Here is a 16,219-nt window from a genome sequence, read left to right on the forward strand (position 1 = left end):
ACCGATGAAATCTATCGTAGTACTGATTTCCGGCAGCGGGTCAAACCTGCAGGCCATTATTGACGCCTGCAGCAGTGGTTTTATCCCTGGTAAAGTCAGTGCCGTGATTTCAAATAAAGCGAATGCCTACGGGCTGGTACGGGCGAATGAAGCGGGTATCAGCACGCAGGTACTCAGCCATAAAAATTATGCCAGCCGCGACAAATACGATCTGGCACTAACTGACGCCATTGAGCAGCACAAACCTGATTTAGTGATATTAGCCGGCTTTATGCGTATTCTTACGCCGGCTTTTGTACAACACTTTAACGGCCGCCTGCTTAACATTCACCCTTCGTTATTACCTAAATATCAGGGCCTGACTACACACCAACGCGCTATTGATGCAGGTGATAGCGAGCATGGTTGCAGTGTACATTTTGTTACCGAGCAGCTTGATGGTGGCCCGGTCATTTTACAGGCGAAAGTGCCGGTATTTGCCGATGATGATGCCCAAAGCCTCGCTGAGCGGGTACATGAACAGGAACACCGTATTTATCCGCTGGTAGTTCGCTGGTTTTGCCAAAACCGTTTACAACAGCACTCAGATCAGGCATGGTTAGATGGCAATTTATTAGCAGCCAACGGTTATGCCAATGATGAAGACGAAGACTAGCTGGCGCTTATGGGCGCCTTTTGTTGTAATAACGGCACTCTTTTGCAGCGCCGCCAGTGCTGAAACCGTACCGTTAAGCAGTTTTAACGCCGATTACATTGTGTATCGGGCGGGTAAAAAACATGGCGAAGCCAACCGTTATTTAAAAACCACAGAACAAGGCTATCAGCTGGGTTACAGCAGTGATATCAGTTGGATGATATTCTCTGACAGGCGGCATGAAACTTCAGACTTTACCGTAACCGATGGTGCTATTCAGCCACTGCGTTATGTGATGACACGCTCAGGCACAGGCCCAAACCGCTACTACGAGCTAAACCTCGACCCTGTCGCTAAAGTATTAAGCGAAGGTAAAGCGCGTAAACCCAAAACAGTTGAGTGGCAGAGCGACTGGCTGGATCAGATAAGTTATCAGCTGCAACTGGTGCTGGACTTACGTGCCGGTAAAACTGAATTTACATACAATGTGCTAAACCGGCATGGTGACAGCAAGCCTTACCACTATAAAGTGGTGGCCGAAGAAATGCTGCCACTGCCCTATGGTAATATTAAAACCTTACGTATCGCCCGTATTGAAGAAAACAGCGATAAACAGATTTACGCCTGGGTCGCACCAGAGCTGGATTACATGCTGGTGCGCTTATGGCGCGGTGAAGACAATGTTGAACAGTTCGACGTACAATTACACAAACTTGACCTGACACCCGCCGTTCAGGCCAGCGGTTCGCCATAGCGAAACAGCTGGCTTTCTCCGGCTGCCATCTTATGCCACTGTTCATTATTGGTTAGCGGTTCAGTGGCAATAATCGTCACCACATCATTGGGTGTGGTTTCACGGCTAAAATCAATATCAACATCAACATCTGACAACCGGGCAATACCAAAAGGTGCGCGCCGGGTTATCCAATGCAGTTTGGTGGTGCAATAGGTTAATAAGTACTCACCATCGGTCAGCAACATATTAAATACGCCCAGCTTTTGCAGCTCTTTACATTTACGCTGAATAAACGTAAATGCCGCTTTGCGCCCTGGTGGTTTTTGTGGATACCTTTTGTCCAGTTCGCTGAGTAAATAACAAAACGCCCGCTCGCTGTCGGTAGTGCCCACCGGGGTAAAGCGTGCTACCGGCAATTGCTGATAACCACTTAGCTGACCATTGTGGGCGTAGGTCCAGTACCGGCCCCATAACTCACGGCTAAACGGATGGGTATTTTCCAGCCCTACCCTGCCGCGGTTCGCCTGGCGCACATGGGCAATAACCGCTTTGCTCTTTATCGGATAATCTGACACCAGCCGGGCAATTTCTGACTGATAGCTTGGCAAGGCATCTTTAAAAGTACATACGCCTTTATTTTCATAAAAGGCTACGCCCCAGCCATCTTTGTGCGGGCCGGTGCGCCCGCCCCGCTCTTTTAAGCCTTTAAAGCTAAAGCAAATATCAGTTGGCACATTAGCCGACATACCAAGTAATTCACACATACGCGTCCTTAGCTGAGAAAGTGCTGCGGCGAAACTAAGCCAAAAGGCTATGCTTAAACGTAATAGCCTAAGAGTTGTGGCTAAAGTTGACAATCACTTTATGCGACAACCGCTTTTAGGCTTGCAACTTTAGTTAAAGCGTTTTACTCTAACCACACAGTGGTCAGACCTCTCATTGGGAGAAAAAAATGGAAGGGTTAGTTTTTTCTGCGGTACTTATCGCCGCAATTGGCATACTGGCGTATAACCGCGCCAGCTTAACAATGTTTACTGCCGTTATCGCAGTAATACTGGCAGCAGGCACAGCATTAGATATAGTTGGCGTAATAAGCTGGATAGTATTTTTACTGATTACACTGCCGCTGAATATTGCCGCAGTACGCCAGCAATACCTGACTAAACCGCTACTTAAAGTGTACCGTAAAATCATGCCGGAAATGTCCAGCACTGAGAAAGAAGCGATCGACGCCGGTACTACCTGGTGGGAAGCTGACTTATTCCGTGGCAACCCGGACTGGCATAAAATGCATAACTTCCCGGTACCGCGGTTAAGTGCCGAAGAGCAGGCCTTCCTCGACGGTCCGGTAGAAGAAGTGCTGGCCATCATGGATGATTGGCATACTACGCACGAACGCGCAGATTTAACGCCTGAAGTTTACCAGTATTTAAAAGACAAAGGCTTTTTCGCCATGATCATCAAAAAAGAATATGGTGGTCTGGAATTCTCCGCTTACGCGCAGTCTTGTGTGCTGCAAAAACTCACCAGCAAGAGCATGGTGTTATCCAGTATTGTCGGTGTACCTAATTCTTTAGGCCCGGGAGAACTGCTGCAACACTACGGTACTGACGAGCAGAAAAAACATTATTTACCACGGCTGGCCAAAGGCCTTGAAGTGCCCTGTTTTGCCCTGACCAGCCCGGAAGCAGGTTCAGACGCTGGTGCAATCCCCGATACCGGTATTATTTGTAAGGGCCAGTGGGAAGGCGAAGAAGTCATTGGTATGCGCCTGACCTGGGACAAACGTTATATCACCCTGGCGCCTATTGCGACTGTGCTGGGTTTAGCATTTAAACTGTACGACCCGGAAAAACTGCTGGGAGATAAAGAAGAGCTGGGCATTACCTGTGCCCTTATTCCTGTTAGTACGCCGGGCGTAAAAATTGGCCGCCGTCACTTTCCGCTAAATGTGCCGTTTCAAAATGGCCCTACCCAGGGTAAAGATATTTTTGTGCCGCTGGATTACATTATCGGTGGCGCGAAAATGGCCGGTCAGGGCTGGCGTATGCTGGTAGAGTGTTTGTCTGTAGGCCGCGCTATTACCCTGCCATCTAACAGCACCGGCGGTATTAAAGCGGTAGCTATGGCCACCGGCGCTTATGCCCGTATTCGTCGTCAGTTCAGATTGCCGATTGGTAAGATGGAGGGCGTGGAAGAAGCAATGGCACGTATCGGCGGTTATGCCTATATGGCTGATGCCTCTACTACTATGTCGGTCGGCTCAATAGATTTAGGCGAGAAGCCGTCAGTAATTTCAGCCATTACCAAATACCATATGACCGAACGGATGCGCCAGGCCATTATCGATGCAATGGACATTCACGGTGGTAAGGGCATTTGTATGGGCCCGAACAACTATCTGGCGCGCGGTTATCAGGGTGCTCCGGTAGCCATTACAGTAGAAGGCGCCAACATTTTAACCCGTAATATGATTATCTACGGTCAGGGCGCTATTCGCTGCCATCCTTATGTACTGGCCGAATTGCAAGCTGCCCAGTTAGACGATCAGGGTGCGGCAGTAACCGCCTTTGATAAAGCGCTGTTTGGCCATATTGGTTTTGCTATCAGTAATTTCTTCCGTACCTTCTGGTTATCATTAACTGGTGGTGCTTTTAGCAGCGCGCCTTATGGCGATGCAACGGCAAAATACTATAAGCAAATGAACCGCTTTAGTGCAGCGTTAGCTCTGATGTCAGATGTTGCCATGGGTACCTTAGGCGGTGACTTAAAACGTCGCGAGCGGATCTCAGCCCGTTTGGGTGACATTTTAAGTATGCTGTACCTCACGTCTGCAGTGTTAAAACGCTACAACGACGAAGGCCGTAAGATTGACGATTTACCCCTGGTACAATGGGCTTGTGAAGACAATCTGGCGAAAGCTCAGCTGGCACTGAATGAGTTATTTGACAACTTCCCTAACCGCGTAGTGGGCGTGGTGTTAAAACGGGTAGTGTTTCCATGGGGCCGTACCTTACGTAAAGCTTCAGATGTTATTGAGCACAAGGTTGCCCGCATTATGCAAACGCCGGGCGAAGCACGTTCACGCCTGGGCCATCATTTATACCTGAAGAACGAGCCGTTAAATCAGTTAGGTTTAATGGAGCAGGCATTGCGCGATGTGCTGGCCGCAGAACCGGTGTTTGATAAGGTTACCCATGCTGCCGGTAAGCGCCTGCCGTTCTATCGCCTGAATGAAGTTGCCGAGTTAGGTTTACAGTTAAAAGTTATTAGCGAAGCCGAAGCTGAACAGCTGCGGGTGGCTGAACGTGGCCGTTTATTTGCCATTAATGTTGATGATTTTGCCCCCGAATATCTGGCGGCAGATAAAACCCTGACCCAACAAGGTGCAGGTGCAGTAGAGAAAGATCAGGCTGCATAAATCATTTTTTAACTGATAAAAAAACGCCGGTTTTCACACCGGCGTTTTTATTTACTGCAATCTGCTTAGTTAAAGTTCACCACTAATTCAGCTGAACAGCTGGCTGTTGCCTGCTGACAAATTTTGTATGTTACTGTAGGCGCTTCAGAACGGAAGTTGTCGTTAATACGCCCTGGCGCGGTTAAATCCCTCACCGCTTCATTGTCACGATACAAGGTTAGCCCTGTCGCGTCACCGCTCCAGTCCAGCTGCACCAGGCTCATACCAAAACGGGCGCGCACGGTGCGCAGTAGTTCCAGGCTGGCGTCCAGTGGTGGTAATGCTCCTGGCAAACTAAAGGATACAATTACCGGATCATGGTCAGACGAGCGGTAGGCATCAGGCGCATAGAAATCGAGCTGCTGCTGCGGTGATTTAAACTCAACGTTATAATCCAGCGCTATTGGCTCGTCGGCGTTAATATTCCATTTAGTGGCATCGGCCAGATACTGCAGTGCCATATCGTTAAGCAAGGCGTGGTCCAATGAACCCGACAAGCCAGAGAACACATAACCATGCCCCGATTTACCCAGTGCATCAAACACGTTGATATATCCGGCCTGGGCCAGCGTGGTAATAGGATCTTCTTTGGCATAAGCGTTTAAGTCGCCCATTACCACTGCCGGAATATCGGCAAAGTGCTCTGCAGCAAAAATACCAATTGCCTGAGCTGCGCGGGTGCGTGTCAGGTTACAGTTGCCCTGGCCATCGCCGGTATCCGGATCGGCGGCACCGCAAGCAGAACCTTTGGATTTTAAGTGATTAACCATCACAGCAAACTCAGCGTTATTTTCTACCAGGTTAAAACGCTGTGCCAGCATAGGCCGGTTACTGCTATCGTTAAACAAGGCCGCGCCCTGGGCATCTTTAGCTGAGTTTACTGAATTAAGGATCAACAACTCACCTGCTGGCTGCACCTGATCAGCTCGGTAGATCAACCCTACCGCTATTTCATCAGTACCAACCGGGCCTGCTGCACTAACATACTGCCAGCTGTTGTTGCCTGAAGCCGTACGCAAACCCTGCACCAGATCAGCAATAGCAGAAGTACTGCTGTAGCCATCGTTCTCAATTTCCATCAGGCCAATAACGCTGACATCCATCGCAACCATAGCAGACAGGATCTTCGCCCGCTGGCGTTCAAACTCTACTGCAGTATTAGCACCACGCGCTGTCGGGAAGCCCCCGCCAGTGCCATTACCGTTAAAGTAATTCAGCACATTGAAACTGGCCACTTTAACATTGCCATCGGCAGAGAGCTCCGGCGCGGCCGTTCTTGGGTTGCTATGCACAAAATTAACGCTGGTCGTTGGCATAATTCGGTACTCATTAAATGAGTAGTGCACGGTACCGGTTAAATTGATCACGGTATCACCGCTGCGAACAGGATTACCGGCCGATAAACCGCCTGTAGGATATGGCACTGTGGCAGGGTTCTGTATTGTACTGGCGTCATCCAGCACAATTTTATTCAGCGCATGCTGTGCTGCCAGTGCAATAGCATCCGCACCCGGTGCTACAACCTGAGTTGGCGTATAGCGGCGGCCATTGGCCAGCGTTAACTCGCCATAACGGCCCAGAGTAAAGGTATCATTTACCGTTAATGGCTGGCTAAAGCGCACCAGCATGCCTTCTACCGCTTCCAGCTCACTTAAATTCAGTACAGGCAGAGTCATCTCAACCGGCTGTGGTAACGCACTGCTGCCACAATCAAGCGTTGCAGTAATACTGCTAAGTTGAGTCTGGGTAAAATACTCGTTCACAGTGCCCTGCAAACGCACACGCTGGCCAACATTAACACCAAGATTGCTGGTATTTACATAAACAAATAGCCCTTCAGATGTAGCCGGATCATTATCCTGCTCTGCCCCAACGGCTTGGATGGTATAGCCCTGCAGCCCCGGTAAAGTTTGCGTGACTACGGCTTCTACCTGCAAAATCTGCCCAACCAGCGGGCTTGCCATACCACTACCCTGTATTGCAGAAATTGCCGTTGCTGGCTCACCACAGCTTAAAATCGGCTCTGGTTCCGGCTCAGGATCTGGCCCGGGGCCACCGCCTTCACCATTAAATAAACCGATGTCAGAAAAATCATTAATAGCAAAGCCATTCCATTCATTTGCTGGCTCAAATACGTCAAACGGATTAGCGTCATAGGTCACGGCCTTACGGCGTAAGGTTCTGTCAATGGTAGAGGTTTCGCCACTGCCCCAGGCAGTACCGGGGTTAAAACCAACCTGCCCGAATGAATCAATTACAACACCATCTTTACGCAAGGTTATGGCATCGTTGCCATTCCAGGAGGCATTACCTGACACCTGATTTGCCAGGTCTCTTAGCTCCGCTACGGCACTGGTATGCACATATACAAAAGTGCCACCTGCCGGCACAGTACCGTTAAGCGTAGTGGTATTGGTTGCTGTTGCAGCACCATTGGCAAATACCTGTATTGTATAACCATTGAGTGAAATAGCTTGTTCGGTCGGGTTGTATAGTTCAAGTGCTTTATTGTTACCCGAGCCTTCTACATATTCGGAAATAAACAATTCGGCATTCACTGCCGGTGCCAATAACATGGCGATAGTTGCTGATAGAGTCCTGATTTTCATGTGTTCTCCCTGGAGGTGTTATTAAGGACATCTGAATATAAAGCGCTTTTATGGCAGATTCATTAACTTTATCTACTGAATTTCGCTTATTTTCTTACATCTTACCGTCAATAAAATTTACACCTCACTAACCAGCTGTTTTACATCAATATGTAAATTAAATAGACGTAAAGCCATCTAATTTTAAAGTGCTACTTCCATCTGACGTCAGGATCAGGTTTACTGTGTCAGACCATAATTAACGGAGCCCGATATGTTTAAAGTGAATCAGTATTTTGATGGTAAAGTTGCCTCTATTGCCTTTGAGGGCGAGCAGTTACCGGCAACAGTAGGCGTAATGGCACCGGGTGAATATGAGTTTGGTACCAGCCAGCATGAAGTGATGACAGTAATAAGCGGCGCGCTGACCGTTTTACTGCCAGGAGCAAACGGCTGGCAAACCTTTAGCCGGGGCCAGCATTTTTCGGTGCCGGCTGACAGTAAGTTTCAGGTGCAGGTAGCGGTAGATACAGCATACCTTTGCACTTACGCCTGATACAATAACCCGATGCCAAAGTAACAAGGAACCACCATGCGCGGTATGCGCTCTGCAGCTAAACAGCCTGACCCCGCCAAAAGACCTGAAGCAACCAGCCTGAGACAGACACTGGCCATGTTATGGCCTTATCTGTGGCAATTTAAATACCGCGTATTGCTGGCGTTGCTGGCTTTAGTTGCTGCTAAAGCCGCCACCCTGTTAATGCCACTGGCATTAAAATATATCGTTGATGCACTCGATCAGGGCCAGCACAATCTGCTTGTTGTGCCGCTGGCTATGCTATTGCTGTATGGTGGCCTGCGCTTTGCCAGTGTGTTTTTTGGTGAAGTACGCGACGCCCTGTTTGGCCGGGTAACCGAGCATGCCATGCGTAAGCTGGGCCTGCGGGTATTTCAGCATTTGCACAGTTTAGAGCTGGCGTTTCACCTGGACCGGCAAACCGGCGGTATTAGCCGTGATATTGAGCGCGGCACCAATGGCCTGAGTTTTTTAATGCGCTTTTTAATGTTTAATATCGCGCCAACCTTATTTGAAATTCTGGCTGTAGCGCTGATTTTCGCTACCTTGTTCTCTCCGCTTTACTCGGTTGTTACTGTGCTGGCTGTTGCGGTGTATATCTTTTTTACTGTGGTGATTACCGAATGGCGCAACAAATACACCCGCGAAGCCAACCAGGCTGATAACACCACTAACAGCCGCGCCGTTGACAGCCTGCTTAACTATGAAACGGTAAAGTATTTTAATAACGAGCACTACGAGGCGCAAACCTACGACAGCTTTCTGGCAAAGTGGGAACAAGCCCGCTTAAAAAACCGTTTAAGCCTGCTGGCATTAAACTCGGGCCAGGCACTGATTATTGCCGCGGCTATTACCGCGCTAATGTGGCTGGCGGCAGACGAAGTTGTCAGTAAACAGCTGACGCTGGGCGATTTAGTGATGGTTAACGCCTATATGATCCAACTGTTTTTACCGCTTAACTTTTTGGGTTTTGTTTATCGCGAAATCCGCCGGGCGTTAACAGATTTAGAAAATATGCTCGGCTTACTAAAGCGCAAACCAGATATTACCGACGCACCGGATGCCACCACCCTGCAACTTGCTAACGGCAGTATCCGTTTTCAGCAGGTCGATTTTGCTTACCAGAGCGGGCGGCCTATTTTGCAGCAGTTAAGTTTTACGGTACCGCCCGGCAGCAAGGTGGCGATTGTTGGCGCCAGTGGTGCCGGTAAAAGCACTATCGCCCGGCTGCTATACCGCTTTTACCGTATCAGCGGCGGCAGTATCTGCATTGATGATCAGGATATCAGCACCGTTACGCTCGACAGCCTGCGCCGCGCTATTGCCATAGTGCCACAAGACACCGTGCTGTTTAACAGCAGCATACGTGACAATATCCGCTACGGCCGCCCGAATGCCAGCGAGCAGGAGGTTGAACAAGCAATAGACTTAGCACACCTGCGCGGCTTTATTAACAGCCTGCCGCACGGCGATGCGACTCAGGTAGGCGAGCGCGGGCTAAAAGTATCAGGTGGCGAAAAGCAGCGCATAGCTATTGCCCGGGCTATTTTAAAGAAATCGCCGATTCTGGTATTCGATGAGGCCACCTCAGCGCTCGACTCAACGTCCGAGCAAGCCATATTACAAGCCATGCGCGAAGTGGCACGTAATCATACCAGCGTGGTAATAGCACATCGTTTATCCACCATTACTGATGCCGACAATATTATTGTATTAAAACAAGGCAGGCTGGCAGAGCAAGGCAGCCACAACGAACTGCTGGCCGCCAACGGCGAATACGCCCGGATGTGGCAGTTACAACAAAAACAACAAAGCTAATTGTAACTGCCAACAGGCTAGCGCTAATACTAGCGCTAATAATTATGCAGTTTTGGGTCCACTGATATAACGATACAACAGTGCACCTGCTATAGCGCCAACGATCGGAGCTAACCAGAACAGCCACAACTGCGTTACGGCCCAGTCACCCACAAATACAGCAACACCGGTACTACGCGCCGGATTAACCGAGGTGTTAGTTACCGGTATACTGATCAGGTGAATAAGGGTTAAACACAAGCCTATGGCTATCGGCGCAAAGCCCTGGGGTGCACGTTTGTCAGTTGCGCCCATAATGACCACTAAAAACAGCATCGTCAGCACCACTTCCGTCAACAGTGCCGCCTGCATACTGTAACCGCCGGGCGAATGCGCGCCATAGCCATTGGAAGCAAAACCCGCCGATACATCAAAACCAGCTTTGCCGGTGGCAATGCAATACAGTACAGCACCAGCAGTTATAGCCCCCAACACCTGTGACACTATATAGGGTAACAGCTGGTTCGCCGCAAAGCGGCCACCGGCCCATAAACCAATTGATACCGCCGGGTTTAAATGGCAACCCGAAATATGGCCAATGGCATAAGCCATGGTTAATACCGTTAAACCAAAAGCTAACGACACGCCGGCAAAACCAATACCCAGTTCAGGAAAGGCCGCCGCCAATACAGCGCTGCCACAGCCACCCAGCACCAGCCAGAAAGTACCGATAAACTCTGCAACATAAGATCTCATAGTGTTTTCCTTGTTTTAATTAACCATCTTCCAAATCACAAACAGTAAACCAGCACACCGCTACAACCTGGTTACTGCCATACAACACATTGAAAATACTCTGAACACTGAGAAACAGCAAGGTAGGAACAATTCAACGGCATAGGCTTATCAACCGCAAAATCATGATGACAGATAAAGCAGCCTATCTTGCTGATGGACTACAGCCTGGCCGCTAATCCGGCCAGAACAGAGGTTTTACCTATTGACTCTGGGAAGGCTTATGTTTGTTATGTGGCCGGCCACTCTCGCGATAAAACTGACATTTGGACTTTGTCCATGAATCGACCATTGCGATAGCCTGATTCTCTTTTGATCCCTTCGTGCTGATAGCCTGCTTTTTCATACGCTTTGATTGCCGCTACGTTGTCACGATAAGCCGTAAGTTCTATTCGATGTAAACTAAGGTGCCTTGGCTGATATTTCACAATTCAACGCAATAGCATATGCTCATTTCAATTTTTCCAGATGGTGTTTCCTCAAGCTGCGCTTCACTGACCCAAGAAAATCCAGCCTTGAGAAGGCTTTTCTCTGATGCAGGGTTTTCTCTAACAGTCCGAGCACGCAGTTTTTTTAATCCCAGAATACGTGCAATTTCTATGCTGAGTATGAGGGCGCGCCCGGATACACCATGACCTCTATGCGTAGGTGCAACCCAGTAGCCAATCTCTGCATCCTCCTTCTTAATATCAAATATCACTAAGCTCCCAAGAAACGAGTCTGAGCTTGCGTCAGCGATTGTTAAAACCGCCAACGTTCTATCGCGCAACCTGTCTGCGATTACGCCTCGAATCATGTTGCGGACAACCTGCGGTGTATATTTTTCCAGCGGAAGGTGAGCAAAACGCTTGACTAGCGCATCGTCTGCTCCCGCTGCATAGGCATCTGCATCGATATCAGACATAAGCCGGATCGTCACTACTCCATCAGAGATAGGGACCGCTGTTGTGAAATCTTTTTCTAGGCTTTGAACAAACTTATTTTGCTCGATCATTTCTACTCCTCGGAACAGCCTCTTCAATCTTCACAGGGTTTTTCTCAAAATAACTCATTTCCGGCAGATATGGATTTGCGCTACAAGCGCCAAATCATACTGGCCTAGTCCTGTTGGCAATTCGTAAATGTTTTCCTCAATCAAGCGCGGATTAAGTTTAGCCTTTGAAGCCAGTTCAGCTCCTTGGGCCAAAAATTGAGAAGATTGATCAATGCCCAGCAAGGGCTTGACACCCAATGCTGCCAGAGACAGCAACTCACGAGCATTACTGCAACCCGAGCGCCGCAGGCGCATTGTGCTAGCGTTTGTTAGAGCTCATAATTTGATGACAGCCAACATATCTTCGCCATCTTCATCAAAGCCGACTTCCTGAAAACCAAAACTAGAATAAAAATCTTTAGCTACGGGGTTTGCAGGGTCATAACAAATTTCAATCACCTTTATTTTATCGCACGCTTTGATTTCATTTACTGCCAAATTTAAAGCTATTCTACCAATCCCAGCGTGTTGGTAACGCTGATCAACCATGAAACGCCATATAGAAACTTTTTCAGGCGTTTCAGATACCCACATGAAAAACCCGACAGGTTTATCGTTCTGATAGATAGCTCTGCAGGTATGCCCTTGGCAATAATGTGACTCAACCAATGACCACATATTGCTGGCAACATATTCCTGTTGCTCATCCGTGACATCTAAGCCGCATACGGCTTCATAATTTGAACTATTAATTTCTTCCAGTGTGATACTCATAACTTTCCTTAGCTCTAATAACGCCGCCAGCACGCGCGGCTTTGTAGTGAGGCCGCACAGTGCTCAGCCAACAAGAGCACAATCTCCTTGCCCGGAGCACCAGATGGCCGTTACCTGGTACTGACCTTACAAAGCCATTTTGAGCACAGGGCCGCAGCCATTAGGGTAGCTCCAGCCACTCTTCATAAGTGATGCGGCTAATATGTTCTGTTCGGTAGTCCTGCATGAATTGGTTGTATTTTTTCTCTTCAATATGGTGATGGCGGAAGCCACACTTGGACTGGGCTACCTGGGATTGCGTATTGTTGGCAAAATAACCACACCATAACGCCTTCAGCTTCAGGGTTTCAAAAGCGTGGCGCATTACTGCACGCACTGCTTCCGGGATCAGACCCTTGCCCCAATATGGCACGCCAATCCAGTATGCGATTTCGCCTTCCTGTTCGCTGATCTCAAAGTTGCTATTGGTACCGATCAGAATACCTATGCAACCAACCGCGTGCTGGGTTTCCTTTAACTCGACCGCATAGACCTCAGGATGGTTAAAGACCGTACGAATAATGTCGCGGCTCTGCTCCACACTGGTATGCGGTGGCCAACCCGCAATGGGCCCAACCCGTTCATCCCGGGCATATTCGTACAGATCGGCTGCATCCATCTCCTGCCAAGGGCGTAGTAGTAGTCGTTGTGTTTCAAGTCTCATCATCCAGTCCTCATTTAGCTGTATTTTGCAGCAGGCAGTGTATGAAGATACTGGCCGATGGTAAATGCCATTACCTTGGCAGTTTCGGTACTTTTAGCAACTTTTGCATATCCTGTGGTAAGCTTTATGCCTTTGTATACGGGAGCATCCAGTCATTATGCAGCATATTCCGAAACTGTTCGCCCCAGACAATGCGATAGTCACAGGAGAAAGTACACTAGCTGACTTGCCAGGGATACCTCTTTCCTTCGGGCATGCTTACATGACACTACTGGTCTGCATTTCCGGAAGTGCGTATTTCACCCTGAACTTCAAGGATCATGTTGTCAGGCCTAATGATGTGTTGGTGCTGGCAGAAGACACCATCGCCCTGTTGAAACGCCGCTCACGCTGCTTCAGGGTCTATTTTTGCCTGATGCCAAAAAGCTTTGCAGCTGAGGTCGCCTACCAACTACCTAACCCCTTGTTCATGTTTCTGCATGATCACCCTCATTGTGTGCCTGCCGCGAAAGATAAGCCATTAATAGCGATGTGGCTGAAACAGATGCAAGACATTACGCAGCATTGCCCAACCTACCAGCGCATCATGCTCAGAAATCAGTTGCAGAATTTTTTCCTGAAGATTGCGGAACAAATGCCAGGCGGGCAATCAGGCAGCCGAGAGTTCAGTCGCAAAGAAATGTTCAGTTGGCGCTTTTGGGAGTTAGTTGGCAAGCATTGCACCCGACACCGAGGGGTAAAGTTCTACGCTGATGCACTTAGTATCACGCCATTTTACTTGTCGCAATTAACCAAAGAGTTTTTCAATCATACACCCAAGGAATTGATTGACCGGCAGCTGACTCTGGAGATCAAAGCCCTGCTTTCATATAGCAACCTTGCAATTGGGCAGATCGCGTACAAACTGCACTTCGCGGATGCGTCTTACCTTTGCCGCTACTTCAAGCGCCAAACCGGCCTTTCGCTGTCATGCTATCGTCAGGATGGCGAGGCTGGAAATAAATGACATTAATATAGCCATACTTAGTTCCTTGCGAACACATAACGCCGCCAGAACGCGCGCGACGTACGAGCTTCGCCGTTGCTGGCCTTGTTAAATGGGTTAAAAGGGCTCTTGGCATAATGCATAGTTATACACAATTTGCTAATTCTTCTAAGTGGATATCTGTGAAGTCCGCTAACCGGCTAATTTTCAGATGAGATAAATCGTATTTTTATCTGTAAACTCTGACTGGTGTGGAACTGCGACAGTCTTGATGTTCGCCTTACGCGCGGCGATTATTCCGGATAGAGAATCTTCGAATGCAATGCACTTTGAAGGATTAACCTTCAATTTTTTTGCAGTGGTTAAATATACTGCTGGATGCGGCTTTCCTCGAACTTCGTCCTCCGAAGAGGATGTACTATGAAAATACTTAGAGATACCAAGTTTATTTAGAACTACGGGGATTAATCTGGCAGGAGCATTTGTTGCCAAGCCTATTCTTAGACTCTTCTTTTGAAAAAAATCTAGAACCTCTCTTACTCCTTCCATTGGCTCACCCTTTTCAATAATAAGTGTCGCTACGCGGTCAATAACTTCATTTTCTACTTGCTCTAAACTTTTACCCGACCAAGGAAAAGCGCTATACCAAAATTCAGTTACCTCCCGCGTGGTGCATGGTTTTTTAGTGAGCCATATCTGAAACTTGGATTAACACTGATAGATGCGCCATTTCCGAGCACCACACTTTCATTGAAATCTTCGCGTATATCCATCCAACTTAAAATCTGGTGCGGCATGTCTCGCTCTCCATGTACTGCTTAAAAATTTAATAGAATGTGCGATGCCCGCAAGTCGTGCAAGCAAGTCGCTTTTTCAAAATTTTTAATCTTTGAAAACTACCCCGAAAAACACCTATCATCAACAACTTTTCCTTTGCTCTTACTAAACATCTTAGCTAAAAGCAGGCACTGTGCCCGCAAGTCGCGGACTTTTTACTCATAAGCGACCATTGTATAAAAACATATTCAGCTTATTACCTCAGCACTAAAGTGCTATGGTGCCTTTTTCACCAACTGCTTAGCTTGTGTGGCAACCCAACAGGCGCTAACACCATGTATAACTATAAGAATTATCTAGTTACCAGCCTTTTTGCCATTGTTGCCGACAGCAACCGGCCTGTGTTGATGCGGTGGTGCTGGTGCACGGTAATACCGGCTGATTAAATAATGCTCTGAATCAGCCCGACCGGTTTCGCTTTTGCCATTATCACCCTTAGCCCAGCAGCCATTGCTGCAACTGCGCCAATGAGTTCACTTCTTTATGCGGCGCGACCCCTTCTGGCCGCGTTGCACCATGACGGTTTAACCAGCAGGTATCTATACCAGCGTTAATGCCGCCTTGTATATCGGCATGCGGGTTATCGCCGACCATTAAAATACGTTGCTTCGGCGGGTGACCCATTAAGGCAAAAGCATGGTTAAAAATATCAATATGAGGTTTGGCTACCCCAACCTGCTCTGAGATCACCAGCGGCGAAAACACATCAGCAAAACCGGTACGCTCCAGCCTTATCTGCTGTAGCTCAGTAAAACCGTTGGTGATAATACCCATGTTTACCCGGCCTTTGAGCGAAGTGATCAGCTCTGCAGCGCCAGGCAGCGGCGTGCAAATATCTGCCATCGCCTGCATAAAGGCACTGTTTAATGCGCCAGCTGTTTGACCCAGCTTTTCTGCCCACGGTGTAAAACGGTTTACCTGCAGTTGCTGTGCGCTAATTTCGCCCTGCTGATATTGCTGCCACAGCGGCAGGTTAATTGATTGGTAATACTGGTATTCGTCTGCATTAAACTGATATTGCTGGCGGGAAAACATTAACTGCAACCCTTTGAACGCATCGAAATGAAACAACGTTTCATCGGCATCAAATAAAATCCACTGGTAACGCACTACTGCCCCCTAAGCGAAAAATAACGCCGTAGTTTACCAGCTTTACCGCTGGCTATACAGGATTTGGCTCTTGCCGCGGGAGTTGTTACACCGGTTATAAACACTTACATTTTGTCGCTGGGCAGGCAGTGCTAACGAGGTTATTCTTGCGCTGTATCAAAGCACGCTGCATGGCAGTTATATAGTATGCCGGTTGCGTGGTACCTTTTGTTGTAATTGGCCGCTCAAAGTCCCAACCCTTTGCGCGGCC

General features: G+C 48.3%; 16 protein-coding genes. 6 read left to right on the forward strand and 10 right to left on the reverse strand.

Features of this window, described 5'->3' with window-relative positions; genetic code table 11:
- The first annotated feature begins 4 nt into the window (after positions 1 to 4).
- Both purN and BLW68_RS14855 read left to right on the forward strand, forming a co-directional pair.
- Positions 5 to 655: a phosphoribosylglycinamide formyltransferase gene (gene purN / locus BLW68_RS14850; protein ID WP_092795048.1), complete on the forward strand. Its 651-nt coding sequence runs from the start codon at positions 5 to 7 to the stop codon at positions 653 to 655.
- Entirely contained in the window at positions 636 to 1,388 is a 753-nt protein-coding gene (locus BLW68_RS14855) for a DUF3108 domain-containing protein (protein WP_245728352.1), read from the forward strand. Before purN ends, BLW68_RS14855 begins: the two co-directional genes overlap by 20 nt.
- Here the strand turns inward: BLW68_RS14855 and BLW68_RS14860 are convergent.
- Positions 1,367 to 2,134, reverse strand: coding sequence for a class II glutamine amidotransferase (locus BLW68_RS14860; RefSeq protein ID WP_092795052.1), 768 nt, complete (start codon positions 2,132 to 2,134; stop codon positions 1,367 to 1,369). The genes BLW68_RS14855 and BLW68_RS14860 overlap by 22 nt on opposite strands.
- Before the next feature lie 188 nt (positions 2,135 to 2,322).
- On the opposite strand from BLW68_RS14860, the gene fadE reads away from it, so the two are divergent.
- Positions 2,323 to 4,791, forward strand: coding sequence for an acyl-CoA dehydrogenase FadE (gene fadE, locus BLW68_RS14865; protein WP_092795054.1), 2,469 nt, complete (start codon positions 2,323 to 2,325; stop codon positions 4,789 to 4,791).
- A gap of 65 nt (positions 4,792 to 4,856) precedes the next feature.
- Here the strand turns inward: fadE and BLW68_RS14870 are convergent, their stop codons facing one another.
- Positions 4,857 to 7,439, reverse strand: a complete 2,583-nt coding sequence (locus BLW68_RS14870; protein WP_092795056.1) for an ExeM/NucH family extracellular endonuclease — start codon at positions 7,437 to 7,439, stop codon at positions 4,857 to 4,859.
- Positions 7,440 to 7,692: 253 nt separating this feature from the next.
- Here BLW68_RS14870 and ppnP point away from each other — a divergent pair, with 253 nt between their 5' ends.
- Both ppnP and BLW68_RS14880 read left to right on the forward strand, forming a co-directional pair.
- Entirely contained in the window at positions 7,693 to 7,974 is a 282-nt protein-coding gene (ppnP, locus tag BLW68_RS14875; RefSeq protein ID WP_092795058.1) for a pyrimidine/purine nucleoside phosphorylase, read from the forward strand.
- Between the two features lie 36 nt (positions 7,975 to 8,010).
- Entirely contained in the window at positions 8,011 to 9,813 is a 1,803-nt protein-coding gene (locus BLW68_RS14880; protein ID WP_092795062.1) for an ABCB family ABC transporter ATP-binding protein/permease, read from the forward strand.
- A gap of 42 nt (positions 9,814 to 9,855) precedes the next feature.
- On the opposite strand, the gene aqpZ is transcribed toward BLW68_RS14880, so the two are convergent.
- From aqpZ to BLW68_RS14910, 6 genes are all read right to left on the reverse strand, one after another.
- The gene (gene aqpZ, locus BLW68_RS14885) at positions 9,856 to 10,548 is read right to left on the reverse strand and encodes an aquaporin Z (RefSeq protein ID WP_092795064.1); all 693 of its coding nucleotides are present in this window, start codon (positions 10,546 to 10,548) and stop codon (positions 9,856 to 9,858) included.
- A 269-nt stretch (positions 10,549 to 10,817) separates the two neighbouring features.
- A complete protein-coding gene (locus tag BLW68_RS21685) occupies positions 10,818 to 11,015 on the reverse strand; it encodes a GNAT family N-acetyltransferase (RefSeq protein ID WP_425438502.1) in 198 nt (65 codons plus the stop codon).
- Positions 11,012 to 11,581: a GNAT family N-acetyltransferase gene (locus BLW68_RS14895; protein ID WP_092795066.1), complete on the reverse strand. Its 570-nt coding sequence runs from the start codon at positions 11,579 to 11,581 to the stop codon at positions 11,012 to 11,014. Before BLW68_RS14895 ends, BLW68_RS21685 begins: the two co-directional genes overlap by 4 nt.
- A gap of 54 nt (positions 11,582 to 11,635) precedes the next feature.
- A complete protein-coding gene (locus tag BLW68_RS14900) occupies positions 11,636 to 11,875 on the reverse strand; it encodes a class I SAM-dependent methyltransferase (protein ID WP_092795068.1) in 240 nt (79 codons plus the stop codon).
- Positions 11,876 to 11,896: 21 nt separating this feature from the next.
- Complete coding sequence (locus BLW68_RS14905) at positions 11,897 to 12,334, reverse strand: GNAT family N-acetyltransferase (protein WP_092795070.1); 438 nt, start codon at positions 12,332 to 12,334, stop codon at positions 11,897 to 11,899.
- Positions 12,335 to 12,494: 160 nt separating this feature from the next.
- Entirely contained in the window at positions 12,495 to 13,040 is a 546-nt protein-coding gene (locus BLW68_RS14910) for a GNAT family N-acetyltransferase (RefSeq protein ID WP_245728353.1), read from the reverse strand.
- Between the two features lie 154 nt (positions 13,041 to 13,194).
- Between BLW68_RS14910 and BLW68_RS14915 the strand changes: the two genes are divergently transcribed.
- Positions 13,195 to 14,043, forward strand: a complete 849-nt coding sequence (locus BLW68_RS14915; protein WP_092795074.1) for a helix-turn-helix transcriptional regulator — start codon at positions 13,195 to 13,197, stop codon at positions 14,041 to 14,043.
- Positions 14,044 to 14,229: 186 nt separating this feature from the next.
- Here the strand turns inward: BLW68_RS14915 and BLW68_RS14920 are convergent, their stop codons facing one another.
- Together BLW68_RS14920 and yjjG are read right to left on the reverse strand one after the other, a co-directional pair.
- Positions 14,230 to 14,718 carry an HAD-IA family hydrolase gene (locus BLW68_RS14920; RefSeq protein ID WP_218141385.1) on the reverse strand — a complete coding sequence of 163 codons (489 nt, stop codon included), beginning with the start codon at positions 14,716 to 14,718 and terminating at the stop codon, positions 14,230 to 14,232.
- Positions 14,719 to 15,294: 576 nt separating this feature from the next.
- Complete coding sequence (gene yjjG, locus BLW68_RS14925) at positions 15,295 to 15,969, reverse strand: pyrimidine 5'-nucleotidase (RefSeq protein WP_092795076.1); 675 nt, start codon at positions 15,967 to 15,969, stop codon at positions 15,295 to 15,297.
- Positions 15,970 to 16,219: the final 250 nt, after the last annotated feature.

The sequence above is a fragment of the Rheinheimera pacifica genome (genome assembly GCF_900108485.1).
Taxonomy (GTDB): Bacteria; Pseudomonadota; Gammaproteobacteria; order Enterobacterales; family Alteromonadaceae; genus Alishewanella; species Alishewanella pacifica.

Bases quoted from the DNA above. Each gene is read 5' to 3' on its own strand.
- ppnP (WP_092795058.1), top strand. From the start codon at position 7,693: ATGTTTAAAGTGAATCAGTATTTTGATGGTAAAGTTGCCTCTATTGCC.
- BLW68_RS14915 (WP_092795074.1), top strand. From the start codon at position 13,195: ATGCAGCATATTCCGAAACTGTTCGCCCCAGACAATGCGATAGTCACA.
- aqpZ (WP_092795064.1), bottom strand. From the start codon at position 10,548: ATGAGATCTTATGTTGCAGAGTTTATCGGTACTTTCTGGCTGGTGCTG.
- BLW68_RS14910 (WP_245728353.1), bottom strand. From the start codon at position 13,040: ATGATGAGACTTGAAACACAACGACTACTACTACGCCCTTGGCAGGAG.
- BLW68_RS14880 (WP_092795062.1), top strand. From the start codon at position 8,011: ATGCGCGGTATGCGCTCTGCAGCTAAACAGCCTGACCCCGCCAAAAGA.
- purN (WP_092795048.1), top strand. From the start codon at position 5: ATGAAATCTATCGTAGTACTGATTTCCGGCAGCGGGTCAAACCTGCAG.
- BLW68_RS14900 (WP_092795068.1), bottom strand. From the start codon at position 11,875: ATGCGCCTGCGGCGCTCGGGTTGCAGTAATGCTCGTGAGTTGCTGTCT.
- BLW68_RS14870 (WP_092795056.1), bottom strand. From the start codon at position 7,439: ATGAAAATCAGGACTCTATCAGCAACTATCGCCATGTTATTGGCACCG.
- fadE (WP_092795054.1), top strand. From the start codon at position 2,323: ATGGAAGGGTTAGTTTTTTCTGCGGTACTTATCGCCGCAATTGGCATA.
- BLW68_RS14905 (WP_092795070.1), bottom strand. From the start codon at position 12,334: ATGAGTATCACACTGGAAGAAATTAATAGTTCAAATTATGAAGCCGTA.
- BLW68_RS14860 (WP_092795052.1), bottom strand. From the start codon at position 2,134: ATGTGTGAATTACTTGGTATGTCGGCTAATGTGCCAACTGATATTTGC.
- BLW68_RS14855 (WP_245728352.1), top strand. From the start codon at position 636: ATGATGAAGACGAAGACTAGCTGGCGCTTATGGGCGCCTTTTGTTGTA.
- BLW68_RS14895 (WP_092795066.1), bottom strand. From the start codon at position 11,581: ATGATCGAGCAAAATAAGTTTGTTCAAAGCCTAGAAAAAGATTTCACA.